Genomic DNA, 23503 nt, shown 5'->3' on the forward strand with positions numbered 1-23503 from the left:
CATGCTGAACGAACCGACCATCACCGCCGGATCGGCCGAGCTTGCCGCCGAGAAGCCGATCACCGTCGCCATCCTCGCCATGGGCGGGCAGGGCGGCGGCGTGCTCGCCGACTGGATCGTCGCGCTCGCCGAAGAGCAGGGCTGGGTGGCGCAGTCCACCTCGGTGCCGGGCGTCGCGCAGCGCACCGGCGCGACGATCTATTATCTCGAACTCATCAAGGCGCGCCCTGGGGCGCGGCCCGTGCTGGCGCTAATGCCGACGCCGGGCGACGTCGATCTCGTCGTGGCGGCGGAGCTGATGGAGGCCGGGCGCTCCGTGTTGCGCGGCCTCGTGACGCCGGATCGCACCATGCTGATCGCCTCGACGCATCGCTCCTATGCGGTGGGCGAGAAGGAGAAGCCGGGCAACGGCATCGGCAATCCGCTCGTCGTCGTCGACGCCACCGAATTCGCGGCCAAGAAAACGATCGCCTTCGACATGGAGACGCTCGCGACGAAGAATGGCAGCGTCGTCTCCGCCTCGCTGTTCGGCGCGATCGCCGCTTCCGGCCGGCTGCCTTTCGAAAAGGCCGCCTTCGAGGCGACGATCAAAGCCGGCGGCAAGGGCATCGAGCCGAGCCTCAAGGCGTTCAACGCCGCCTTCGAGCGGGCGCGGAAGGGCGAGAACGACAAGCTCTCCGACACGCCGGCGAAGCGCCTGGACCCGCTCCCCGATTCCGCGGGCCATCCGAAGCTGGATGGCGTGCTCGAGCGAATCCGGACCGAGTTTCCGCCGGAGGCGCAGGCCATGCTCTATGCCGGCGCCAAGAAGCTTACCGACTTTCAGGACGTCGCCTATGCCGACGCCTATCTCGACCGCATGGCCGCTCTGCTGCGTGCCGATACCGTTGCCGGCGGCGAAGGCCACGACTACGCCTTCACCGTCGAGGCAGCCAAATATCTCGCCGTCGCCATGGCCTATGACGACGTGATTCACGTCGCCGACCTGAAGATCCGCGGCTCCCGCTTCGACCGGGTGCGTCGCGAGGTCGGAGCCAAGGCGGATCAGCTCGTCTACACGACAGAGTTCATGCATCCGCGCATGGAAGAGGTCTGCGGCACCTTGCCGAAGGGGCTGGGCCAATGGATCGAGAATCGGCCGGCCGTGTTCCAGTGGCTGGACCGCCGCGTCAACAAGGGGCGCCGCGTCCGCACCGGCACGCTCGGCTGGTTCCTCGGGCTCTATGTGCTGTCCTCGTTCCGGGGATTGCGCCCGCGCAGCCTTCGTCATGCCCGCGAAATGGCGCATTGCGAGGCCTGGCTCGATACCGCGCTCGCGACGCTCGGCGTGAATTATGATCTTGCGGTCGAGGTGATCGCCTGCCGGCGGCTCGTGAAGGGCTATTCCGACACGCACGCCCGCGGCCTGTCGAAATTTGACCGCGTCCTCTCCAGTCTGCCGCTTCTCGTTGGACGCGAGGATGGCGCCGCCTGGCTCCGGCGGCTGCGTCAGGCGGCGCTGCTGGACGAAAACGGGATCGCGCTCGACGGGGCGCTCAAGACGGTCGCGACCCTCTAGGGGGGCGCGGCCGGCGGTGATCTTACGGTTCGTCCGAGCGGACGTTGCGCAGGATCTTCTGCAGGATCGCGACGAGGAAGCGTTGTTCCTCGTCGGAGACGTCGGCGAACATCTCGTTCAGATGCGCGAACATCATCGGCCAGATCCGGTCGAAGACGGCGCGGCCTTCGGGCGTGATCGAGATGTCGCGGATGCGCATATCGTCCGCACGCGACTGGCGCTGGACGAAGCCCTGCTCCTCGAGCGCATCGATCGTGCGGCTCAGCGTGGACTGCTCCGTCACGGCATAGACGGCGAGCTCGTTCACGGTGAGCGAGGAGAACATCGACAGGACGGCGAGCGCCCGCATCTTCGGCGTGGTCACGCCCATGGCGCGCAGTTCAGCCGCCAGGCCGCCGTTCCAGCGCGCCATGACGCGGTTCATGAGATAGGGCGCGAAATTGTTCAGCCCGATCTCGCCGAGGCTCTGCATGCGCGTGCCGGCGGGCGGCGGCTCCGGCAGGGGCGTCGTGGCAGGGATCTTCGAACGCGCGCGCGTCTTCAACAGGACGATCTCCTCAAGAACCTTCGTTCCGCTGCGCGCGTTCCCACATCTAGAGCGACGATCCCAGCAGGAATCCGGACCCGCCGCCGAGGCCGGGGCCGGGGTGGGTCGATGCGCCGATGTGATACAGCCCCGCAATGTGGGTCCTGTGGTTAGACGGCCTCTTCAGCGGGCGCCAGAGGAAAAATTGGTCCAGCCCGCAGAAGCCGCCATAGGGATCGCCGCCGACCAGATTGACGTTCATGGCTTCAAGATCGGCCGGCGAATAGACGCGTCGGCTCAGGATCGTGTCGCGGAAACCCTCGATATGGCCGGCGAGGATCGTCTCGATCCGGTCGGCGAAGGCTTCGCGCAGCCCATCCGTCCACCGGCCGTCGGGGGGAATGGCAAGTTCGCCCGCCGCATCGCCCTTGATGTGGCGTGGCGTGTCGGGGATCTGCAGCCAGAGCAGGCCGCTGCCTTCCGGCGCGCGGCTTGGATCGAAGCTGGCGGGCTGGCCGACGCAGATGGTCGGCACGGCAGGCAACTGCCCGCGCTCAGCCTCGTTGGCCGAACGCGAGACGCCGTCGAGCCCGGGCGTCAGATGCAGCAACGCGATCTTGCCGAGCTCCGCGCCGGCCTTCCAGGCCGGCGGCGCGCTCAGGGCGTAGTGGATCTGCATGTTGCCCTTGCCGTAGCGATAGGATTTGACGCCCTCGTCGACTTCAGCCGGAAGCGGCGTCGGCCAATCGCCGAGCAGCCGTTCATAGAGCTGGTTCGGCGTCACCGAGGCGATGACGCCCTTGCCCGCCTTGAGCACCTGGCCATCGGCGAGCCTGACGCCGGCGGCGCGCCCTGCGCCGTCGGGCACGATCGCGGCGACATCGGCCTCTGTCATGATCGCGCCGCCCTGGTCGCGGATCAACCGCTCGAACGCCGCGAGCAGATTGCGGGCGCCGCCTTTGACGATCGGGCAGCCGGCCATCTCGATCGCGAAGCCGATGACCTTTGTCATCTCGGCGGAATAGGCGCTCTCCGGCCCGAGGCCGCAATGCAGCGCCCAGGGCGCGAACAGCGCACGCATCTCCTCGGAGCGATAGGTTGTCTCCAGATAGCCGCGCGCGGGGGCGAGCGCCTCGCCGAAGAAGGCGGCGAGTCCCTTAAGCCCGCGCTTCCAGGCCTCCTTCGCGACGAGCTTGAGCGTCGCTGCGGTCCAGAGCTCGCCGCCGAGCAGGCCGAAGACGAAGCCGGCATTGCCGCCGAAACGGCCCATCTCGCGCTCGAAGGCCGTGCCGTCGCCGGCGGCAAGGGCGTCGAAATGCGCGATGTTGCGGGCGCGGTCCATGCTGAGGATCGCGTGGCTCCCATCGGGGCGGAGTACGCCCGTCGGCGTCGGGCAATGGGCGAACTCGAGCCCGCGCGCCTCGAGGTCCTTGCCGAGCGCCGCATAGGCCGGCGAGGTGATGAACAGCACCATGGTGGTGGCCATCACATCGTGCACGAAGCCGGGGCGGGTGATCTCTTCGGTGCGGAGGCAGCCGCCGATCACCGGGTTGCGTTCGAGCAGCAGGACCTTGCGGCCCTTCTTGCCGAGCATGGCGGCGGCCACGAGGGCATTGATGCCGCTGCCGATGATGATGTGGTCATAGGCTGTCGTCGGAGCGTTCACGCGCGGACCTCCCCTTGGCTGGCAGCGAGCGGGGCTGACGGCATCGGCCCGAAGGGCAGGCGGGATGACCGGCAGCATCCGCGGCAGGTTCAGGCTGATCGAGGCAGGGCGCCGCGCCGTTCCCGAGGGAAGTAGCGCGCCGCTGTTCTGCCCTATTGATCAGGCCAGCAGCGCCAGCGCGCGGACCGGCGAGCCGGTGCCCTGCACGAACTTCAGCGGCGCGGCGATCAGGATCGCCCCCTTCGGCGGCAGCTTGTCGAGATGGCTGAGGCTCGCGAGGCCATAGCGATTGGCCTTGTGCATCAGATTGTGGGCCGGGAAGGGCGGGTTCATGCCGCCGGCCGCACCGGCGTCGGTGCCGATCGTCTCCTGGCCCCAGCCGATGATGCCCTTGCCGATCAGGTACTCGATTGCCTCTGCGGTCGGTCCCGGCGAATGCGGGCCGTTCTCATCGGCGTTCAGGAAGGCCTCGGTCGAGCCGTTGCGCTTGTACCAGTCGGTGCGGAGCAACACCCAGGTGCCGGGTTCGATGGCGCCGTGCTCGGCTTCCCATTCCTTGATGCTCTCGACGGTGAGCAGGTAGTCCGGGTTTGCCGCCGCTTCCTTCGAACGGTCGATGACATTGACCGGCGCGACGAAGTTCTGCGGCGGGATGGTGTCGGTCGTGTTTTCGGGCAGGTCCTTGCCGGTGATCCAGTGGCAGGGCGCGTCGAAATGCGTGCCGGTATGCTCGCCGAGTTCCAGCCAGTTCCAGGCCCAGAACGGGCCGTCCTGGTCATAGGCCGAGATCTTGTGCACCTTCACATTCGGCGTGTTGTTGCCGAACTGCGGCGGCAGATAAAGTACCGGGGTCTCCGGTCCCAGCGGCGCGGTGAGATCCACGACCTTGATGGATCCGGCGACGAGACCGGCGGCGAGCGCTGCGAGAGCGGTTTGATCGGACATACGAGGTTCCCTTCGGCTTATTCTTGGCGGCCGTCCGGGCGCTCAGCGCATGCCGGCCATCCTGATGCACGCAGGAAGCCTAGATCATAAAATATGAGCCTGCAACTATCTGTGATGGCCGGCGCGAAGGCGGCTGGCGATGCCCCATCCAACGCCGATACTCCTTAAAAACAGCCATATCGCGCCAAAGATCGAGGCAGTGCGCCGGCAGGGCGGCGTGTGTGCCCAGACCGCTCTTGTGCCGATAACGGCCTGAATATATGCATTCAAAGATATAATCACATAATCCGCTTCCAGGGGTCGACATGGATCATTTTGACGCCGTCGTCATCGGTGCCGGTCATAACGGGCTCGCCGCCGCCATCGATTTAACCTTTAAGGGATGGCGTGTCGCGGTGGTGGAGCGCGCGGCCGTGCCGGGCGGCGCGGTGAAGACGCAGGAGGTCACGGAGCCGGGCTTCCGCCACGACCTCTGCGCGATGAACCTCTCCATGTTCGCGGGCTCGGCATTCCACGCGACCTATAAGGATGTGCTGGCCGAGCACGGCCTCGCCTTCGTCCCGGCGCCGCATTGCTTCGCCAGCGTCTTTCCCGACGGAACCCATCTGGGCGTCGGGACGGATGTCGCCGCGACGCTTGCCGGCATAAGGGCCCTGTCGGACGAGGATGCCGGCGCCTGGCAGGCGATGCTGGACGATTTCGGCCGCAAGGCGCCGCACATCTTCGGCCTGCTCGGGTCGCCTATGCCCTCGGCGGCCGCCCTCAAGGTGGTCTGGAAGGCCTGGCGGGCCGGCGGCTGGCCCATGCTCTATGACCTCGGCCGGCTGCTGCTGTCCTCGCCGCGCGAATTCCTCGACGATCATTTTGCCAGCGAGAAGCTGAAGGCGACCTTGGCCGCCTGGGGGCTGCATCTCGACTTTGCCCCGGATGTCGCGGGCGGCGCGCTGTTCCCCTATCTCGAATCGATGACCAACCAGCTCTTTGGCATGGTGATCGGCAAGGGCGGCGCCGACACGATCATTCGCGCCATGACCGCGCTGTTCGCGGCGAAGGGCGGAACGTTGCTGCTGGATGCGCCCGTGGCCGCCATCGAGATGACCGGCGGCAAGGCGAGCGGCGTTCGCCTCGCCGATGGCCGCGTCCTCGCGGCGCGGCGCGCCGTCATCTCCAACGTCAATCCGCGCGTGACCTTCGAGCGGCTGGTCCCGGCCGCGGCGGGCGCGGCCGATTATCGCCGGGCGCTCGGCAAATTCCGACCCGGGCCGGCGGCGATGATGATCCATCTGGCGATGGACGACCTGCCGGATTGGAGCGCTGGCGCCGCGCTTCGGGACTACGCCTATGTCCATATCGCACCCGACATGGCGATGATGAACCGCGTCTATTCCGAGGCGATGTCCGGCTTGCTGCCGGTCGAGCCGGCTCTGGTTGTCGGCCAGCCGACCACCCTCGACCCCAGCCGCGCGCCCGCGGGCAAGCATGTGCTGTGGGTGCAGGTGCGCGTCCTGCCCGCGCAGATCCGCGGCGACGCGGCCGGCGTGATCACGGCAACGAACTGGGACGAAGCGAAGGAGGCCTATGCCGACCGCGCGCTGGCGATCATCGAGCGCTATGCGCCGGGAACGCGCGCCAAGGTGCGGAGCCGTGCCGTCCTTTCGCCGGCCGATCTGGAAGCGGAGAATCCGAGCCTCATCGGCGGCGACAGCCTGTCGGGCTCGCATCATCTGGCGCAGAACTTCCTGTTCCGGCCTGTCGCCGGCCATTCGCGCTACAAGACGCCGGTGCCCAATCTCTATGTCTGCGGCGCGGGTACCTGGCCGGGGGCCGGCACCGGCGCCGGCTCGGGCTACATGCTCGCGAAGATGCTCGCGCGCTGAGCGGACGAGGGCCGGCGCCGGAATGCCTTGCCAGTCGCTTGAAACATGAAGTATCTCCGGCCCGTCGAAACATGATCGGCGCGATGCCCGATTGCAGGACAGGTGAATGTCGGTCGATCTGGAAGCCATCGTCAGTGATACGCAGGACGGCAAGAAGCAGGAGCTTCGGCTGTGGCTGCGGGTGCTCTCGACTTCCAAGCTGATCTCGCAGGAAATCCGCCGCCGGCTGCGCCGCGAGTTCGACGCGACGCTGCCGCAGTTCGATATCCTGTCGCAGCTATATCGCGAGAAAGACGGGCTGCGGCTGGGCGAACTCTCCCGCCGCGCCATGGTCACCAATGGCAATGTCACCGGCCTGGTCGAGCGCCTCGAGCAGGACGGGTATGTCGCGCGCGAGCGCCTCGATGACGACCGCCGCGTTACCGTCGCGATGCTGACCGACAAGGGCCGTCGCACCTTCGCCGCGATGGCCGAAGCGCATGAGCAATGGTTGCGCGACATGCTGGCCGATGTCGATCCGATCGTCGTCTCGGGCCTGCTCACCCATATGGGCCAGGTCAAGCAATCCGTCCGCAATCACCTTAGCGGCGAAGGCGACGACTGATCGCGATCGTGTCGTTCGGACGGCAAAACGTCGGCTGATTTCGGCGGGTCTTCAGGGCTGCGCCGGGCAACTTCGACGCGCTCGCAGGTGCCTCCCGATCTCTTCCTCTCGTTTGACCGGTGCACGACCGTCAATTGCTGTTGTTCATCTCTTGGGCGTGATCATAATGGGGTCAAAAGAGGGGACCATCGATGAGAATGACGAAACGGAACTATCGCGTCCTGCCGCTGGCTTTCGCCGCGAGCATGGCAACGGTCTGGGGCGCGTTCGCGCAGGAGGCCGGCACGCTGGTCGTGGATACGGCGTTCCAGCTGAAGACGGCGGACCCGGCACGCGAGTTCGAGCCGACGGCCAATCTCGTGCTGCATCCCGTCTATGAGACGCTGATCACCTTCAAGGGCAGCGACCTGACGAAGCTGGAGCCCTCGCTGGCGAGCGTTCCGACGATCAGCTCCGACGCGAAGACCTTCACCTTCGAGCTCAATCCGGCGGCGAAGTTCTCCGACGGCTCGCCGGTGACGGTCGATGACGTGATCTTCTCGTTCAACCGCGTGAAGAATGTGAAGGGCAGCCCGTCCTTCCTGCTCGACGGCGTGACCGTCGCGAAGGGCTCGAAGGACGGCGAGATCGTCCTCACCACCGAGCAGCCCGATCCCGGCCTCCCGTACAAGCTCGCCAATCCGGCACTCGGCATCGTCAATGCGAAGGTCGTGAAGGCGAACCAGGGCTCGGCCGACGAGGGCGCCGACAAGACCGACCGTGCCGACACCTTCTTCGCGACGGCCTCCGCCGGCTCGGGCCCGTATGTGCTCGACAAGTTCGACATGGCCGCCGAGGTCGTGCTGAAGAAGAACGACGCCTATTGGGGCGCGAAGCCGAATTACGACCAGATCGTCGTGCGCAATGTCGACACCAGCGCGCAGCAGATGAACGTCATGCGCGGCGACAGCCAGATCGCGCTCGATCTGCGTCCCGACCAGCTCGACGCGATCAAGGACACGGCCTACACGCTGTCCGTCCCGGGCGCGGATGTCGTGTTCATGTTCACGAACTCCAACCCCGAGATCTCGAAGGTCGCCGCCAATCGCGACTTCCAGCAGGCCGTGCGCCTCGCGATCGACTATGACGGGCTGCTCGAAATCGCCGGCGAGGGCGCGGCGCGGCCGGGCTCGATCATCCCGACGATGTTCGCCGGCGCGCTGCCGACGGCCGAAGGTCCCAAGCGCGATGTCGAGGGCGCCAAGGCGGCGCTCGCCAAGAGCGGCATCAAGGATCCGGTGATCGAGCTGACCTATGTCTCCGACATCACCAAGAACGGCATCTCCTTCGCCGATGTCGCGGCGAAGATGCAGGCCGACCTCAAGGAAGTCGGCATCACCGCCGACCTGAAGCCCTCGCCGGTCTCGACCTTCCTCGACAATTATCGCGCCGGCACGCTGCCGATGACGATCGTGTGGTGGGGTCCGGACTTCCCCGATCCGAGCGACTATCTGCTGTTTGGACCCGGCGAGAAGGTTGGCCTCCGCGCCGGCTGGAAGGAAGGCACCGCGCCCGAAGTCGCTGAGATCGCCAAGAAGGCGGCGGTCGAGATCGACCAGACGAAGCGCACCGCGCTCTATGACGAGTGGCAGAAGAAGCTGAACGAGCAGGGGCCGTTCACGTCCCTGTTCCAGCCCGCCTTCTCCATGGCGAGCTCGAAGACGCTTGAGCCGGTCGAATACAACGCGATGTGGACGATCGACCTGACGGCGATCGCGCCGGCCAAGCAATAGGATCGTCGCGTCCGGCAATGACATATCTTCGGAAGTCCTGGTATGCGTTGCCGAACCTCCTGCGTTTCGTGGTGCGCCGGCTCTTCGTCGGCGCGCTGCTGTGCCTCGGCATCACCTTCGTCTCCTTCGCACTGACGCAGGTGGTGCCTGGCGATCCGGTCTCCGCCAATCTCGGTGATCGGGCGGCGAGCGATCCCGAGATCGTCGCCGCGTTCCGTGCGCGCTATGGTCTCGACCAGCCGATCCCGCAGCAATACGCGCTCTATCTGGAACGGCTCGTCCATGGCGATCTCGGCGAATCGCAGCAGACCCATCGCCCGGTGACGACGGATCTGTCGCAATATCTCCCGGCGACGATCGAGCTCGCATCGGCGGCCATGATCCTGGCGCTCGTCATCGGCATATCGCTCGGCGTGCTGGCGGCGATCGCCCGCGACCGCTGGCCCGATCAGATCATCCGCGTCATTTCGCTCGCCGGCGTCTCGGTGCCGACCTTCTGGCTGGCGTTGGTCACTTTCTATGTCTTCTTCTTCAAGCTCGGCATTGCGCCCGGTGTCGGCCGCCTCAATCCGGGCGGCAAGGCGCCGCCTTCCATCACCAACATGTTCACGATCGACGCGCTGCTGGCGGGGCAGTGGGCGACCTTCGGCATTGCGCTCAGCCATATCGTGCTGCCGGCGGCGGTGCTCGCGATCTACACGATCGGCTCGATCACCCGCTTCACGCGCGCGGCCATGCTCGAATCGCTCAGTCAGGATTATGTGCGCGCGGCCCGCGCCAAGGGTCTGCCGACCCGAACCGTCATCCTCCGCCATGCGCTGCGGCCGGCTCTCGCCGCAATCGTGACCGTGGCCGGTATGGCCTTCGGCCGCATGCTCTCCGGGACGGTGCTGGTCGAATCCGTATTCTCGTGGCCCGGCATCGGCCAATACGCCTATAAGAGCGCGCTGGCGCTCGACCTCCGCGCGATCATGGGCGTCAGTCTCGTCGTCGCGGTGATCTATATCCTCGTCAACATGGCGGTTGACCTGATCTACGCCTTCATCGACCCGCGGATTCGCCTCGGATGAGTGACGCGGCTCCCCTTGTCGAGGATGTGCCGGCGCGGCCGCGACGCCGCCTGATGCGCCGCTCGGCCTGGACGCAGCCGCTCGGCCTCGTCGGCGCGGCGCTGCTCGTCATCATCGTGCTCCTGGCGATCTTTGCGCCCTGGCTGACGGCGCATGGGCCGATCGACCAGGTCGGGCGTCGCTTCATGGCGCCCTCGGCCGAGCACTGGTTCGGAACCGACCAGATCGGCCGCGACGTCTTCGCCCGCGTCATCTATGGCGCGCGGGTCTCGCTGCCCTATGCGCTGCAGCTCGTGATCATGGCGAGCGTCATCGGCACGCTGCTCGGTGCCATCGCCGGCTATTTCGGTGGCTGGATCGACGGCTTCATCATGCGCGCCGCCGATCTGGTGATGGCATTTCCCGACATCATCCTCGCCATGGCGGTGGTGGCCGCGCTCGGGCCAGGCCTCTTCAACGCGGTTCTGGCTGTCGTGGTCGTTAGCTGGCCGATCTATGCCCGCGTCGTGCGCTCGATGATCCTCACCATTCGCGACGAGCCCTATGTGCAGTCGAGTCGGCTGCTCGGCGTCTCCACGGCGCGCGCGCTTTGGGTCGATGTGCGGCCGAACGTGATGGGGCCGCTCGTCGTGCTGGCGGCGCTCGAGTTCGGCCATGCCGTGCTGATCCTCGCCGGCCTTTCCTTCCTCGGCCTCGGCGCGCAGCCTCCGGCGCCCGAATGGGGCTCCATGGTCTCGGAAGGCTCGAAATATTTCGACAAATGGTGGCTGTCGGTGTTTCCGGGTCTCGCCATCCTCCTGGTCGTGCTCGCCGCGAATTTCCTCGGCGATACGCTGCGTGACGCGCTCGATCCGCGCACGGCGAAGGCGTTCCGATAATGGCCGAGCGGCAACCCCTTCTCGCCATCGAGGGGCTGACCATCAGCCTGCCGACCGCCGATGGCGGACGGGCGAGCGCGGTGCGCGGCGTCGATCTCTCCATCGGCGAGGGCGAGATCGTCGGCCTTGCCGGCGAGAGCGGCAGCGGCAAGACGCTGTCGGCGCTCGCCGTGCTCGGGCTGCTCCCCGGGGGTGCCAAGACCGGCGGCATGATCCACTTCGCCGGGCGTGAGCTCTCCGCCGCCGATGGCCGCGCGCAGGCGGAACTGCGCGGCAAGGACGTCGCCATGGTGTTCCAGGACCCGATGACGGCGCTGCATCCGATGCTATCCGTCGGCCGGCAGATGACCGAACATCTCGTCTTTCACCGCAAGATCGGGCGCGCCGAGGCGGACAAGATCGCGATCGACATGCTGGAGCGGGTGCGCATCCCCAACCCGCGCGCGGCCATGGCGCGCTTTCCGCATCAGTTCTCCGGCGGCATGCGCCAGCGTATCGCCATCGCCTCGGCGCTGGTGACCGGGCCGAAGCTGCTGATCGCGGACGAGCCGACCACGGCGCTCGACGTGACGGTGCAGGCCGGAATCCTTCGCCTCATCGAGCAATTGCGGCGCGAGCTGAAGCTCTCGGTCTTGCTGATCACGCATGATCTCGGCGTGATGTCGGCGCTCGCCGATCGCGTCTATGTCATGTATGCCGGCCGCGTCGTCGAGCGCGGCGCGCGAGCCGAGGTTCTGGCTCGGCCGCGCCATCCCTATACACGCGGGCTGCTCGACGCGTTGCCGCATGGCAGCCCGTCCGATCATCCGCTCACCGCGCTGCCAGGCTCGCCGCCGGCAATCGGGCGCTTTCCGGCCGGCTGTGCGTTCCATCCGCGCTGCCGCTTTGCCGAGGATATCTGCCGCGCGGATATCCCGGAGCTGCGCGACGTCCAGCCCGGCCGCGCCATCGCCTGTCCCGTCGATCCGTTGTCGGCGGTGCCGGCATGAGCTTGCTGTCGATCCGCGACCTCGTCGTGTCCTATCGCGGCCATTCCGGCGGCACGGTAACGGCCGTCGCCGGCTGCAACCTCGATGTCGAGGCGGGCCAGATCGTGGCGCTGGTCGGCGAATCCGGCTGCGGCAAGTCCTCGCTCGGCAAGACGGCCGTCGGCCTGATCCATCCCGCGGGCGGCTCGGTCACCTTCGACGGCGAGCGCGTCGTGCCGCTCGGCCGCAAGGCGCGGCCGGCGCCGCAGCGGCGTCTGCAGATGGTGTTCCAGGATCCGTTTTCCTCGCTCAACCCGCGTCGCAAGATCGGTGACCTCATCGCCGACGGGATCAGGGTTTCCGAGGGGCATGGCGGCCGGCGCTTTTCCGTCGGCGAATGCCTTGAACGCGTTGGGCTTTCAGCGGGGATTGCCGATCGCTTTCCGCATCAGTTCTCCGGCGGCCAGCGCCAGCGCATCGCGATTGCCCGCGCGCTGGCGGCCGACCCGCGCTGCATCGTCGCCGACGAGCCGATCTCGGCGCTGGATGCCTCGGCGCAGGCCTCGATCGCCAATCTTCTCGTCGAGCTGGTCGAGGAGCTGGATGTCGGTCTGCTCTTCATCTCGCACGACCTTTCGATCGTCCGCCGCATCGCCGATGTCACCGCGGTGATGTATCTCGGCAAGATCGTCGAGATGGCGCCGAGCGAGGCCCTCTGGCAGCGGCCATTGCATCCCTATTCCGCCGGGCTGATCGGCGCGATCACCGAGCCGGACGGGGAGGGCAGGCTGCCCGCCGACCTGCCCGGCGACGTGCCCGACCCCGCCGCGCCGCCGTCCGGCTGCCGGTTTCATCCGCGTTGCCCGATTGCGCTCGAACGCTGCTCGGTCGAGGAGCCGGCATGGCGGCTGCTCGCGCCCGGACGCACCGTCGCCTGCCATCGCGCCGAAGCCGCATTGACCTGAACCATCTATAGACGAGAGACGCATGATGACCCGCACCCAGCAGCGCATGCAGCGCTTCCAAGCCCTGATCGCCGACGCCGCCGATCTCGTCTTCTTCCATATCGGCACCGATCTCGACTATCTCACTGGAATCCATCGCGATATTCCGAACTATGGCCGCGTGCTGCATCCCGGCGCCTGGCTCGAAGGCGCCTGGCTCTCGGCAGATCGGGGACCGATCCTGACACTGCCGCGAATGACGGCGGAGCTAGGCGGCAAGGGCGGCATCGAGGGATTCGAAATCCGCGTGCTCGGCGATTGGGACGATCCGGCCGTGATGGCGAAAGGCATCATCGACGAGATGAAGCTGCCACCTTCGCCGCGGATCGCCGTCAGCGAGAATGCCGAGGCGGAATCGCTGATCCAGCTGCAGAAATTGATCCCGGATGCGTGCTTCGTCTCGGCGACGGCGCTGCTGCGGAAGCTCCGCGTCATCAAGGATGCCGACGAGATCGCGACCATGCGCGCGGCCGGCGTCATCACCGAGGCGGCGCTGACCGACGCCATCGCCACGTTCAAGCTCGGCATGACCGAGCTCGATGTCGTCTCCGAGCTTGATTATCAGATGAAACGGCACGGCTCGCTCGGGCCGTCGTTCACAACCTCACTGTATAATACCGGTACAAATCATCCGATGGTGCTCGGCCAGCCGCTGAAGACCTGGCCGCGCAAGCTCAATCCGCCAGTTTCCGTGCTGCTCGACTTCGGTGCGGTGCATGACGGCATGTGCTACGACTATGGCCGCACGGTTTCGTTCGGCGCGCCGAGCGCGGAACAGATCAAGGTGCATCGCCTGATCATGGATTCGCAGGCGGCCGGCATTGCGGCGCTGAAGGCCGACCGGGCGACCTGCGCCGAGGTCGACAAGGCGGCGCGCGACGTGATCGCAAGTGCCGGTTATGACAAGGCTTTCCGCCATCGCCTCGGCCATTCCATCGGTGCCGACGTGCATGAGCCGCCCTTCCTGACCAAGGGCAGCGACACCGTCGTGCAGGAAGGCATGATCTTCACGGTCGAGCCGAGCATCCTGCAGGACGGCAGTTTCTCGGCCCGGGTCGAGGATTGCGTCGTCGTGCGGCCGGAGGGTGGCGAGAAGCTGACCAACGGCTTCCAGGACCTGATCGTCGTCGAGTGAGGGCGTGGCGCCGGCGGGTCAGAGCGGCTCGCCGACGCCCTTCCAGCTCTTGCCGCGGAAGAAGACGAGCGGCGTCCCGTCCGGGTTGACCGCCGTCGCCCGGACGCCGCCAATGGCGATGACGATGTTGCCGCGCTCGATGAACTCGTCGACGGCGCAGTCGAACACGCCGAGCGCCGCCTTCAGAACCGGCGCGCCGGTGGCGAGCGTGGTCCATTCGCCCTCCGCGAAACGGTCGGCACCCGATACGCCGGTCCGGCCGCCGAAGGCATCGGCGAGGGCGGCGGCTTCGGCCGGCAGATAGTTGATCGCGAAGTGGCGGCGCGAGACGATGCCGGCGAGCGCGCTGGTCTTGCGGTCGATCGAGACGATCATCGTCGCCGGGTCGGCCGTGACATGGCTGGCCGAAAGACCGAGGAAGCCGACCGGACCTTCGTCGCTGTCGGCGGTGACGACGGTCATGCCGGTGGCGCGCATGCCGAGGGTGCGCCAGAAGGTCTTCATGTCGATGCCGGTGGTCTCGCTCATCTCGGTCTCCGGGGATTGGATCGGGTGCGGACCTTACCAGACGACGGGATGGGTTGCGCCGGTCTGCACGTTGACGAAGCCCTGGGGAATAGCATCACTCGGGGCGACGAGCGCCCAGGCCCAGGGCGCGCAGGTCAGCGTCGCGAACTGGAGGCGTTCGGGGAAGCCCGGCCACCAGCGCGGCGAGAAGGTCGGCTCGTAGAGCCACTCGATCGCATTCGCCTCGGCGTAGAAGGCCTCCATCTCCGCATCCAGCGCCTCGGCGCTGCGATGCGTCATCAGCCCGCCGATCTCGTAGCGGACCTCGGCCTTGACGGTGCCGCCCGAGGCGAGGACCCAGCCGCCCTGCGTTTCGCGCATGCGATTGGCGACCAGCGCCATGGCGGCATCGGAGGAGCCGACGATCCACAGATTGTGCTGGTCATGGGCGACGGTGCAGCCGACGGCGGTATCCGGCGTCTTCGGCCCGCAGCCGAGCCAGAACATCTTCGCGACCCGCGCCGCGCCGGTATGGCGGTCGATGATCGCGAACTTGGTGATGTTGCGGTCCGTGTCGCGCTGCACCGCGCCGTTTTCGACCGGCAGCTCGGTGGTGATGAAGTCCGGCGCCCAATGGAACGGCCGCAGCAGGGCGGCCTTGGCGACCGGCCCGTCATGCAGGATCGCGAAATCGGCTGCCGTGATCGTGCGCGGGATGTTGACCGACTGCCGCGCCCAGTCCGGCCAGGTGATCTCAGGCAGCGCGCCGACATAGCGCCCGCTTTTCGCCGCAGGCTGACCGTCCGCCCAGACCTCGACGATCGAGATCTTCGCGACGTCGTCCATCAGCACGATGTCGGCGAAGCGGCCGGGCGCGATCAGGCCGACATGGGGCGTCAGGCGCATATGGCGCGCCGGATTGATAGTCACGCACTGGATCGCCTTTTCCGGCGACAGCCCGGCCGCGATCGCGGTGCGGACATTGTGGTCGGTGCCGCCGAGCTTCAGCGTATCGGAGGCCGTGCGGTCGTCGGTCGCGAAGGCGACCTGCGACCAGTCGGTGAGGCCGCGCTCCAGCAGGCCCTTGACGATATCGGGCATGGAATGGACGCGGATCTCGAGGAAGAGGCCGTGCCGAATCTTGTCCCACGCCTCTTCGGCGGTCCAGGATTCATGGTCCGAAGCAAGGCCCGCCGCCGCGAAGGCATTGATGTTGGGGAGATCGCGGATACCGGCCGCATGACCTTCCACGACGCCGCGCGCGGCGATCGTCGCCTCGATCATGCCCCAGAGCCGGTCATGGCTCGGATTGTCGGCGTTGCAGACGGCCGGCCAGTCCATGACCTCGTCGAGGCCGGCGACCATGGCGTTCGCCATGAAGGTCGCCTGCTCGTCATGGCCGAAATATCCGCCGCCGCCTTCATAGGCGGTCGGCGGCACGGCCGAGCCGGGCAGGGGGAAGATCTTCATTGGCGAGCCGGCGGCGCGCGCTGTCAGCCAGAATTCGAGGTTTCGCGGCCCGTTGACGTTCGAATATTCGTGGCTCGCCTCGCAGGCCCAGGTGCAGCCACGCGGAATGACCAGCGCCGCCTCATATTCCGGCGTCACATGGCTCGATTCGATGTGCTTGTGGACCTCGCCGAAGCCGGGCACCGCCGAGAGGTTTGGCCGCTCGACGATCTCCGCCGCCGTGCCGGGATAGCTGCCGCGCGGGCCGACAAAGGCGATGCGCCGTCCGGCGATGACGATCTCGGCATCCTCCATCCAGCTGCCGGTTCCAGCCTCGAACAGCCGGCCGACGCGCAGTATGCGGTCGGCGGGGCGCCGGCCAAGGGCGACGAGCAGCAGGTTCTGCCGGACCGCGACATCGTCGCGGGCATTCAGCAGGAGGTCGTCTGGAAGCGGGGACCGGGTCATGGGAGCGGGCCTTGTCGTGGATCGGCGAGAAAGGTGCGGGGTCTCGTTAATGAAGGGGACGCCTAGGCGGGCTTCGGCTGAAGAGCGGGCGCGTTCACGGCGTGGCAGACCGAGAGGATGCGCGCGCCTTCAGGCCCCTCGGCGGAGAAACCATGCTGCACGGCGGAGTCGAAATAGAGGCTGTCGCCCTCGCCGAGGATGACCGGCTCATGCGCGGCCATCTCGAAGATGACGGCGCCCTTGAGCACGAGGACATATTCCTGGCCGCGATGCTCCGAGCGGACCCGCGTGTCGCTGTCGTCGCGAAACGGGATGTCGATGATCATCGGCTGCATCGTCTTGCCGGAGAGCGCGGCGGCGACATCCTCGTAGCTCCCCATCTCGTTGACATAGCTCGGACCTTCCCCCTTGCGCGTGATGCCGCGCGCGCCGGTGCCGAGGGCTTCTCGCGGGCTGACGAGTAGGGCGCTGATGTCGATCTTGAGCCCCTCCGCGAGGCGAACCAGCACGGAATAGGCGGGAGCCGAGACGCCGTTCTCGATCTTCGACAGGGAGGAGATCGAGACGCCGGTGAGACGCGACACGTCGGCGAGCGTCCAGCGGCGCTCGCGGCGCAGGCCCGCCAGCATGTCACCGACCGGATTGATCCTGCGCTGCGGCTCGCCCATGCCAGTCAGACCTCCACGACCGGTCCCTTGCGGGTGGTGATGAGGTGGTATTGCTCGGGCTCGCGATGGCGCGCGAAATCGAAGATCGTGCGGCGATAGAGCGAGGCCATGTCGAGATCGATGCGCGCTGTGATCACCTCGTCGCCCGTCGTCAGTGCCTGTGCCGCGATCTGGCCGGAGGGGGCGACGATCATCGAGTCGCCGATCATCCGCGAGCCTTCCTCATTGCCGCATTTCGCGGCGGCACCCAGCCACATCGAGTTCTGATAGGCGCCAGCCTGCAGCGAGAGCTGGTTGTGGAACGAGGTCAGGTTGTCGAAGTCGAAATCGCCGGTGTGATCGTCGGGCGTGTTGTAGCCGATGAAGCCCACCTCGGCGCCCTGCAGCGAGAGCATGCGATAGGCCTCGGGCCAGCGGCGGTCGTTGCAGATCAGCGCGCCCGCGATGCCGTAGTCGGTCCGGGCGACCGGAAAGCCGAGATTGCCGGGCTCGAAATAGCGCTTTTCGAGATGATGCAGCGTGCGGCCCGGGATCGGCTCGGCGGTGCCGGGGAGGTGCACCTTGCGATATTTGAGGATGATCTTGCCGGCGCGGTCGACGACGATCGCGGTGTTGAAGAAGTGTCCGGCCTCTATCTCCGCATATCCGAGATAGAAGCCGACGCCGAGCCGCGCAGCCTCCGCGAACAGGGGCGCCGTGTCGGCATTCGGCATTTCCGTCTCGTAGAAGGACTGCCGCTCGTCTTCGCCGAGGATCCAGCGCGGGAAGAAGGTGGTCAGCGCCAGCTCCGGGAAGACGACGAAGGCGGCGCCGCGGGCATGGGCCTCGCGGAGCAATTCGATCTGCCGGGCGACCACGGCGGCGCGGCTGTCGCTGCGGGCGATCGGCCCCATCTGGGCCACGGCGAGGACATAGCGTCTGTCGGTCATCGGCGTTGCTCCTGGCGTCGGGCGGTGCTGCTGATCAGGCGGATCGCGCGGCGAAGGCCTTGGAAAAGAGGCGCCTTGTATTGGCGCTGCATTGCGCCGCGAGGCTGCCGACATCGGTGCCGCGCAGCTTGGCCAGAAGCTGCGCCGTCAGAACGATATTGGCCGGCTCGTTGCGGGTCTCCTGCAGCGGCGCCGGGGCGAGCGAGGGCGAATCCGTTTCCAGCAGCAGCCGATCGGCGGGGAGGGCGGCAGCGATCTCGCGCTGGAGATCATTGCCCGGATAGGTGAGCAGCCCGCCGAAGCCGAAATAACCGCCGAGCGCGAGCGTCGTCTCCGCGAGAAGCGGACCGCCCGAGAAGGCATGCACCACGAAGGGGAAGGGGGCTTTCGCATGCGCTTCGCGCAGCATGCCGGCCATCGCCTCGTCCTCGCGGACGGAGTGGATGACGAGCGGCAGCTGGGTGCGCTGCGCGGCCTCGATATGGGCCGCGAAGACGGCCGTCTGGGCCGGCCAGGCCGCATTGCCATAGACGCGGTCGAGCCCGGCTTCACCGATGCCGACCACCTTCGGGTGATGCGTCAGCGCGATGATCTCGTCGGCCGTGACATCGTGCTCCTCATCGGCGAGATGGGGCAACGTCCCGACCGTGCAGAAGACGTTGTCATAGGCCTCCGCGACGGCGATGACGCGCGCCGAATCCCGCACGCGGATGCCGATCGTCACATAGGCCTCGACGCCCACCGCGGCGGCGCGCGCCATCACCGCGTCGCGGTCCTCAGCGAATTCATCGAAGTCGAGATGCAGATGGCTGTCGATGATCATGGCGTGTCTCTATTCGGCGCGGTTGCGCTGGAAGGGCCGGCCGAGGGCGGCGGGGTCGCGACCCTTGCCGGCAAAGCCGATCAGCACCACGATGGTGAGGATGTAGGGGAGCATGACCAGGAACTGATAGGGGATGCCGCTGCCGAAGCCCTGCCCGCGCAGCTGGAACGCATCGGCGCCGCCGAACAGCGCGGCTGCCGCCGCGATGCCCCATGGATTGCGCCGGCCGAGCAGCAGGATCGCCAGCGCGATATAGCCGCGTCCGGCGGTCATGTTGTCGAGGAAGAGGCCGGTGGCGCTCAGCGACAGGAAGGCGCCGCCGAGACCGGCGATGAGCCCGGAGGCGACGAGGCAGAGCGTGCGCACGCGGGCGACGGAGATGCCGAGCGTCTCGGCCGCTTCCGGATGCTCGCCGACGGCGGTGATCGCCATGCCGGCCGACATGCGCGACATCACGATCCAGCTGAGCGGGATCAGCACGAAGGCGGCATAGACGAGCACGCCCTGCTGGAAGAAGAGCGGGCCGAGGATCGGGATATCGGCGAGGATCGGGATGTTCACCGGCGGGAAGGGCGTGACGCGCGGCGCGTCGGTGCCGGGGCCGAAGATCGCGCGGAAGGCATAGCTCGTCGCGCCGATCATCATCAAATTGATCGCGATGCCGACCACGACCTGGTTGCTGGTGAGCTTCACCGTATAGAAGGCGAGCACCAGCCCGATGACGGCGCCCGCGCTCATGCCGAGCGCCACGCCGAGCCAGAGGCTGCCGCTCGCATAGGCCGTGGCAAAGCCGGTGAAGGCGCCGGCGAGCATCATGCCTTCGAGGGCGATGTTGAGCACGCCCGCGCGCTCCGCGAACATGCCGCCGAGCGCCGCCAGCATGATGGGGATGGCGAGACGCGTCGTCGCCTGCAGGAAGCCCTGCATGACCGGGTCGGTGACGAAAGCGATCGGGTCCATGGCTATTTCGCCCCCCGCCGCGCGAGGAAGAGATCGACGGCGCCGCGGCCGATGACGAAGAGCACGACCAGCCCCTGGATGATCGTCGTCAGCGTGCTCGGCACGCCCGAGGCGGTCTGCATCGTGCTGCCGCCGACCTGGAGGCCGGCGAACAGGATCGCCGCGGCGAGGACGCCGAACGGGCTCGTCTGGCCGAGCAGGGCGACGATGATGCCGGTGTAACCGAAGCCGGGCGAGAGGTTCTCGATCATGCGTCGCTGCACGCCGACGACCTCCATATAGCCGGCGAGGCCGGCCAGCACGCCGCTGACCACGAAGGCGGAGAGCGTCAGGAGGCGGACATTGTAGCCGGCATTGAGCGCGGCGCGGGCGTTGAGGCCGACGACGCGCAGCTTGAAGCCCCAGCTCGTATGCCAGAGCGCGATATGGGCGAGCACGACGGCGGCGAGCGCCAGCAGGAAACCCAGATGCAGTCGCGTGCCAGCGATGAGCGCCGGGAAGCGCGCATTGGCGGAAAGACGCTCGGTCTGCGGCAGATAGCCGGCCGCCTCCTGCAAGGGGCCGCGCAGCAGATAGGACACGAACAGGATGGCGATATAGTTGAGCATGATCGTGGTGATCAGCTCGTTGGCGCCGAAGCGCAGCTTGAGCACGCCGGCGAGCAGCGACCAGAGCGCGCCGACAAACGCCGCCGTGACGATCATGGCCGGGATCAGCAGCGGCGCGGGCAGGGTGGGGATGGCGAGGCCGACCCAGGCGGCGGCCGTCGCGCCGAGGAAGAGCTGCCCTTCCGCGCCGAGATTGAACGTGCCGCCGCGGAACGCGATCGCGATGGCGAGGCCTGTGAAGGTGAGCGGGATGGCGCGCAGCAGCGTCTCGCCTAGGCTGTTCCACGAGCCGAAGGCGCCGTCGAGGAGCGCGGCATAGGCGGTGACAGGGCTCGCGCCCCAGGCGAGGATCAGCACCGCGCCGACGGCGAGCGCCAGCACGACGGCGAGGAGGCTGGAGACGAACTCCGAGCGCCCGGCCAGCGCCGAGGACGGGGAGGGGCCTGCGGCTTCGCTGGAACTCATGCCGCCTGCCCCGTCATCATGGCGCCGAGGCGCTCGAGCGTGACCTCGGCGCGGCTCATCGCGCCGACGATGCGGCCGGCGAACATGACGACGATGCGGTCCGACAGCGCCAGCACCTCGTCGAGTTCGGTGGAAACCAGCACGATGGCGGCACCCTTTTCCCGTTCGGCCAGAAGCTGGCGATGCACGAAGGCGGTGGCGCCGAGATCGAGGCCGCGCGTCGGCTGCACGGCGACGATGACGCGCGGGTCATGCGCCAGCGCGCGGCCGAGCACGACCTTCTGCTGATTGCCGCCGGAAAGCGTCATCACGCCCTGCTCCGGCCCGGTGCAGCGCACGTCATTGGCGGCGATCAGCCGCGTCGCGAAGGCGCGGATCGCCCGATGCGCGAGGAAGCCGCGCCGCGCCAGCGGCGGGCGATCGATCGAATCGAGCACGGCATTGTCGGCGATCGACATGTCGACCAGCGCCGTATGGTGCCGGTCCTCGGGGATATGCGCGAGGCCGAGCGCGATCCGCCTGCCGGGGCCGCTGCGGCTGACATCGACGGGCCCGCTCGGCGACGCCATGATCACGGCGCCGGCGGCGGGCGCCTGGAGACCCGCGAGGATTTCGGCCAGTTGCTGCTGGCCATTGCCGTCGACGCCCGCGACGCCGACGATCTCGCCGGAGCGCGCGGCGAGCGAGACATCGGAGAGCCGGGTGACGCCGAGCTCATCGCGCAGGCTGACGCCGCGCGTCTCGATCGCGACCTGGCCCGGCGTGTGCGCGCCGTCGACCGTGGGGAGGACCAGGTCCTCGCCGATCATCAGTCGCGCGAGCTCGGCCGGATTCGTATCGGCGGTCGGCTTGGTCGCGACGAGGCGGCCATGGCGCAGCACGCTGACGCGGTGGCTGAGCGCCATGACCTCGCCGAGCTTATGGCTGATGAAGACGATCGCCGTGCCCGCCTCGGCCAGCATGCGCAGCACGCGAAAGAGGCCGTCGACCTCCTGCGGCGCCAGCACGGCCGTCGGCTCGTCGAGCACGAGGATGCGCGCCCCGCGATAGAGCGCCTTCACGATCTCGACGCGCTGCCGGCTGGCGACGGAGAGCGAGCCGACCAGCGCATGCGGATCGACCTGGAGGCCGTAGCGCGCGCCGATCTCCTCGAGGTCGCGCGCGACCTTGGCGAGATCCGGGAAGACGCGGCCGGCCTTGGCGATGCCGACACAGACATTCTGCGCCACGGTCAGCGTCGAGATCAGCATGAAGTGCTGGTGCACCATGCCGATGCCCTCGGCCGCGGCATCGAGCGGGGAGGCGAGGCGGACGGGCCGGCCGTCGATCCGGATCGTGCCTTCCTGCGGGATGATCAGGCCGGCGACGACGCGCATCAGCGTCGTCTTGCCGGCGCCGTTCTCGCCGAGCAGGGCATGGATTTCGCCGCGGCCGACCGAGAAGTCGACCGCGTCATTGGCGGTGAAGGAGCCGAAACGGACCGTGATGCCGCTGAGATCCAGCGGCGCCGGCCCGTCTCCGATCGCGGAGGTCAAGGGCTACTTGACCATCGACGTGTCGTGCGGAACCACGAACTGGCCGTCCTTGATCGCCTGGAACTTGGCGTCGACAGCCGTCAGCACCTTGGGGTCGACCTTGGCGTCGAGGCCGTGGAACGGCGCGAGGCGGATCGAGCCTTCCTTGATGCCGTAGGACCAGGCCTTGCTCTCCCACTTGCCCTCCTGCACCGACTTGGCGGCGTCGGTGACGAGCGGGCCGAGATCCCAGAGCACGGAGGTGAGCACGACCTTCGGGCCGAGATGGTTCTGGTCCGAGACCGCTCCGATGACGAGCACGTCCTTCTCGACGGCCGCATCGATCACGCCGACCGACTGGGCGGAGAGCACGTCGGCGCCCTGCTCGACCTGCGCGATCGCCGCTTCCTTGGCCTTGGGCGGGTCGAACCACGAGCCGAGCCAGGAGAGCTTCACGTCGATCTTCGGGTTGATCTCCTGCGCGCCGGCGACCCAGGCATGGTAGTTCGCCAGCATGTTCGGCGCGGGATTGCCGCCGACCCAGCCGATGACGCCCGACTTGCTGGCGCCGGCCGAGAGCATGCCGGTCAGATAGGCGCCCTGGTAATCGGGATTGTCATAGGTGCCGACATTGGGCGCCAGATGCTGCGCCGTGCCGGCCATGAACTTCACGTCCGGAAAATCCTCGGCCACGGCGAGCGCCGCGTCGCCGAACGAGAAGGAATGGGCGAAGATCAGCCCGTAGCCGCGCGAGGCATAGTCGCGCAGCACGCGCTCGGCGTCCGCGTCGGTCACGTTCTCGGTATAGGCGACGTCGATGCCGAGATTCTTGGCGGCCGCCTCGAGGCCGGCATAGCCGCCCGCGTTCCAGTCATTGTCGCTGATCGGGCCGGGCAGGATCATCGCGACCTTGAGCGCGTCGGCGGCGAGCGCCGGGCCGGCCAGCGGCGCCGCGATTGCGCCGAGCGCCAGCGCCGCCAGCAGCCGAAGGCGGCCACGCATGGAAATCATGACGCGATCAGTGCTCATCCGGGAAATCCTTCCATCTCGGTGGGGGCGCGGCTGGTGGCCGCCGTCTGATTCGGGGTGCCCGGGACAATTTACGTCCC

General features: G+C 67.5%; 21 protein-coding genes. 9 read left to right on the forward strand and 12 right to left on the reverse strand.

Going from position 1 to position 23503, the window contains the following annotated elements; translation table 11 throughout:
- Position 1 precedes the first annotated feature (1 nt).
- Positions 2 to 1558 (forward strand): indolepyruvate oxidoreductase subunit beta family protein, encoded by a 1557-nt coding sequence (locus tag GGR25_RS01655; RefSeq protein ID WP_183396986.1) that lies wholly within the window; start codon positions 2 to 4, stop codon positions 1556 to 1558.
- A gap of 22 nt (positions 1559 to 1580) precedes the next feature.
- On the opposite strand, the gene GGR25_RS01660 is transcribed toward GGR25_RS01655, so the two are convergent.
- The 3 genes from GGR25_RS01660 to GGR25_RS01670 form a co-directional block, all read right to left on the reverse strand.
- The gene (locus GGR25_RS01660; protein WP_380147241.1) at positions 1581 to 2102 is read right to left on the reverse strand and encodes a MarR family winged helix-turn-helix transcriptional regulator; all 522 of its coding nucleotides are present in this window, start codon (positions 2100 to 2102) and stop codon (positions 1581 to 1583) included.
- Positions 2103 to 2151: 49 nt separating this feature from the next.
- Positions 2152 to 3750 carry a phytoene desaturase family protein gene (locus GGR25_RS01665; protein WP_343067935.1) on the reverse strand — a complete coding sequence of 533 codons (1599 nt, stop codon included), beginning with the start codon at positions 3748 to 3750 and terminating at the stop codon, positions 2152 to 2154.
- Positions 3751 to 3909: 159 nt separating this feature from the next.
- Positions 3910 to 4695 carry a cyclase family protein gene (locus GGR25_RS01670; RefSeq protein ID WP_183396988.1) on the reverse strand — a complete coding sequence of 262 codons (786 nt, stop codon included), beginning with the start codon at positions 4693 to 4695 and terminating at the stop codon, positions 3910 to 3912.
- A 305-nt stretch (positions 4696 to 5000) separates the two neighbouring features.
- Here GGR25_RS01670 and GGR25_RS01675 point away from each other — a divergent pair, with 305 nt between their 5' ends.
- From GGR25_RS01675 to GGR25_RS01710, 8 genes are all read left to right on the forward strand, one after another.
- The gene (locus GGR25_RS01675; RefSeq protein WP_183396989.1) at positions 5001 to 6572 is read left to right on the forward strand and encodes a phytoene desaturase family protein; all 1572 of its coding nucleotides are present in this window, start codon (positions 5001 to 5003) and stop codon (positions 6570 to 6572) included.
- 106 nt (positions 6573 to 6678) lie between these two features.
- Positions 6679 to 7176, forward strand: coding sequence for a MarR family winged helix-turn-helix transcriptional regulator (locus GGR25_RS01680; protein WP_183396990.1), 498 nt, complete (start codon positions 6679 to 6681; stop codon positions 7174 to 7176).
- A gap of 197 nt (positions 7177 to 7373) precedes the next feature.
- Complete coding sequence (locus GGR25_RS01685) at positions 7374 to 8948, forward strand: ABC transporter substrate-binding protein (protein WP_210299777.1); 1575 nt, start codon at positions 7374 to 7376, stop codon at positions 8946 to 8948.
- Positions 8949 to 8965: 17 nt separating this feature from the next.
- A complete protein-coding gene (locus GGR25_RS01690; protein WP_183396992.1) occupies positions 8966 to 10018 on the forward strand; it encodes an ABC transporter permease in 1053 nt (350 codons plus the stop codon).
- A complete protein-coding gene (locus GGR25_RS01695) occupies positions 10015 to 10896 on the forward strand; it encodes an ABC transporter permease (RefSeq protein WP_183396993.1) in 882 nt (293 codons plus the stop codon). The genes GGR25_RS01690 and GGR25_RS01695 overlap by 4 nt, the downstream gene beginning before the upstream one ends.
- Positions 10896 to 11885, forward strand: a complete 990-nt coding sequence (locus GGR25_RS01700) for an ABC transporter ATP-binding protein (protein WP_183396994.1) — start codon at positions 10896 to 10898, stop codon at positions 11883 to 11885. Before GGR25_RS01695 ends, GGR25_RS01700 begins: the two co-directional genes overlap by 1 nt.
- Positions 11882 to 12829 (forward strand): oligopeptide/dipeptide ABC transporter ATP-binding protein, encoded by a 948-nt coding sequence (locus tag GGR25_RS01705; RefSeq protein ID WP_183396995.1) that lies wholly within the window; start codon positions 11882 to 11884, stop codon positions 12827 to 12829. The genes GGR25_RS01700 and GGR25_RS01705 overlap by 4 nt, the downstream gene beginning before the upstream one ends.
- Positions 12830 to 12851: 22 nt before the next feature.
- Positions 12852 to 14003, forward strand: a complete 1152-nt coding sequence (locus GGR25_RS01710; protein ID WP_183396996.1) for a M24 family metallopeptidase — start codon at positions 12852 to 12854, stop codon at positions 14001 to 14003.
- Between the two features lie 18 nt (positions 14004 to 14021).
- On the opposite strand, the gene GGR25_RS01715 is transcribed toward GGR25_RS01710, so the two are convergent.
- The 9 genes from GGR25_RS01715 to GGR25_RS01755 all read right to left on the reverse strand — a co-directional run bounded on the left by GGR25_RS01715 (position 14022) and on the right by GGR25_RS01755 (position 23423).
- Positions 14022 to 14531 (reverse strand): flavin reductase family protein, encoded by a 510-nt coding sequence (locus GGR25_RS01715; RefSeq protein WP_183396997.1) that lies wholly within the window; start codon positions 14529 to 14531, stop codon positions 14022 to 14024.
- A 33-nt stretch (positions 14532 to 14564) separates the two neighbouring features.
- Positions 14565 to 16427, reverse strand: coding sequence for an adenine deaminase (locus GGR25_RS01720; protein WP_183396998.1), 1863 nt, complete (start codon positions 16425 to 16427; stop codon positions 14565 to 14567).
- 62 nt (positions 16428 to 16489) lie between these two features.
- Entirely contained in the window at positions 16490 to 17095 is a 606-nt protein-coding gene (locus tag GGR25_RS01725) for a helix-turn-helix domain-containing protein (protein WP_183396999.1), read from the reverse strand.
- 5 nt (positions 17096 to 17100) lie between these two features.
- Positions 17101 to 18024, reverse strand: a complete 924-nt coding sequence (locus GGR25_RS01730; RefSeq protein ID WP_183397000.1) for an N-carbamoyl-D-amino-acid hydrolase — start codon at positions 18022 to 18024, stop codon at positions 17101 to 17103.
- 34 nt (positions 18025 to 18058) lie between these two features.
- A complete protein-coding gene (locus GGR25_RS01735) occupies positions 18059 to 18847 on the reverse strand; it encodes a TatD family hydrolase (protein WP_183397001.1) in 789 nt (262 codons plus the stop codon).
- 9 nt (positions 18848 to 18856) lie between these two features.
- On the reverse strand, positions 18857 to 19807 hold the full coding sequence (locus GGR25_RS01740) for an ABC transporter permease (RefSeq protein ID WP_183397002.1): 951 nt from the start codon (positions 19805 to 19807) through the stop codon (positions 18857 to 18859).
- Positions 19808 to 19809: 2 nt separating this feature from the next.
- Positions 19810 to 20880 carry an ABC transporter permease gene (locus GGR25_RS01745; RefSeq protein WP_183397003.1) on the reverse strand — a complete coding sequence of 357 codons (1071 nt, stop codon included), beginning with the start codon at positions 20878 to 20880 and terminating at the stop codon, positions 19810 to 19812.
- Positions 20877 to 22415 (reverse strand): ABC transporter ATP-binding protein, encoded by a 1539-nt coding sequence (locus tag GGR25_RS01750; RefSeq protein ID WP_210299778.1) that lies wholly within the window; start codon positions 22413 to 22415, stop codon positions 20877 to 20879. The genes GGR25_RS01745 and GGR25_RS01750 overlap by 4 nt, the downstream gene beginning before the upstream one ends.
- A 3-nt stretch (positions 22416 to 22418) precedes the next feature.
- A complete protein-coding gene (locus GGR25_RS01755; protein WP_183397004.1) occupies positions 22419 to 23423 on the reverse strand; it encodes a BMP family protein in 1005 nt (334 codons plus the stop codon).
- Positions 23424 to 23503: the final 80 nt, after the last annotated feature.

The sequence above is a fragment of the Kaistia hirudinis genome (assembly GCF_014196455.1).
Classification (GTDB): Bacteria; Pseudomonadota; Alphaproteobacteria; order Rhizobiales; family Kaistiaceae; genus Kaistia; species Kaistia hirudinis.

What these genes read in the sequence shown, in the direction of transcription:
- GGR25_RS01655 (WP_183396986.1), top strand. Translation starts at nt 2, where the DNA reads ATGCTGAACGAACCGACCATCACCGCCGGATCGGCCGAGCTTGCCGCC.
- GGR25_RS01670 (WP_183396988.1), bottom strand. Translation starts at nt 4,695, where the DNA reads ATGTCCGATCAAACCGCTCTCGCAGCGCTCGCCGCCGGTCTCGTCGCC.
- GGR25_RS01675 (WP_183396989.1), top strand. Translation starts at nt 5,001, where the DNA reads ATGGATCATTTTGACGCCGTCGTCATCGGTGCCGGTCATAACGGGCTC.
- GGR25_RS01680 (WP_183396990.1), top strand. Translation starts at nt 6,679, where the DNA reads ATGTCGGTCGATCTGGAAGCCATCGTCAGTGATACGCAGGACGGCAAG.
- GGR25_RS01685 (WP_210299777.1), top strand. Translation starts at nt 7,374, where the DNA reads ATGACGAAACGGAACTATCGCGTCCTGCCGCTGGCTTTCGCCGCGAGC.
- GGR25_RS01690 (WP_183396992.1), top strand. Translation starts at nt 8,966, where the DNA reads ATGACATATCTTCGGAAGTCCTGGTATGCGTTGCCGAACCTCCTGCGT.
- GGR25_RS01695 (WP_183396993.1), top strand. Translation starts at nt 10,015, where the DNA reads ATGAGTGACGCGGCTCCCCTTGTCGAGGATGTGCCGGCGCGGCCGCGA.
- GGR25_RS01700 (WP_183396994.1), top strand. Translation starts at nt 10,896, where the DNA reads ATGGCCGAGCGGCAACCCCTTCTCGCCATCGAGGGGCTGACCATCAGC.
- GGR25_RS01705 (WP_183396995.1), top strand. Translation starts at nt 11,882, where the DNA reads ATGAGCTTGCTGTCGATCCGCGACCTCGTCGTGTCCTATCGCGGCCAT.
- GGR25_RS01710 (WP_183396996.1), top strand. Translation starts at nt 12,852, where the DNA reads ATGATGACCCGCACCCAGCAGCGCATGCAGCGCTTCCAAGCCCTGATC.
- GGR25_RS01715 (WP_183396997.1), bottom strand. Translation starts at nt 14,531, where the DNA reads ATGAGCGAGACCACCGGCATCGACATGAAGACCTTCTGGCGCACCCTC.
- GGR25_RS01720 (WP_183396998.1), bottom strand. Translation starts at nt 16,427, where the DNA reads ATGACCCGGTCCCCGCTTCCAGACGACCTCCTGCTGAATGCCCGCGAC.
- GGR25_RS01725 (WP_183396999.1), bottom strand. Translation starts at nt 17,095, where the DNA reads ATGGGCGAGCCGCAGCGCAGGATCAATCCGGTCGGTGACATGCTGGCG.
- GGR25_RS01730 (WP_183397000.1), bottom strand. Translation starts at nt 18,024, where the DNA reads ATGACCGACAGACGCTATGTCCTCGCCGTGGCCCAGATGGGGCCGATC.
- GGR25_RS01735 (WP_183397001.1), bottom strand. Translation starts at nt 18,847, where the DNA reads ATGATCATCGACAGCCATCTGCATCTCGACTTCGATGAATTCGCTGAG.
- GGR25_RS01740 (WP_183397002.1), bottom strand. Translation starts at nt 19,807, where the DNA reads ATGGACCCGATCGCTTTCGTCACCGACCCGGTCATGCAGGGCTTCCTG.
- GGR25_RS01745 (WP_183397003.1), bottom strand. Translation starts at nt 20,880, where the DNA reads ATGAGTTCCAGCGAAGCCGCAGGCCCCTCCCCGTCCTCGGCGCTGGCC.
- GGR25_RS01755 (WP_183397004.1), bottom strand. Translation starts at nt 23,423, where the DNA reads ATGAGCACTGATCGCGTCATGATTTCCATGCGTGGCCGCCTTCGGCTG.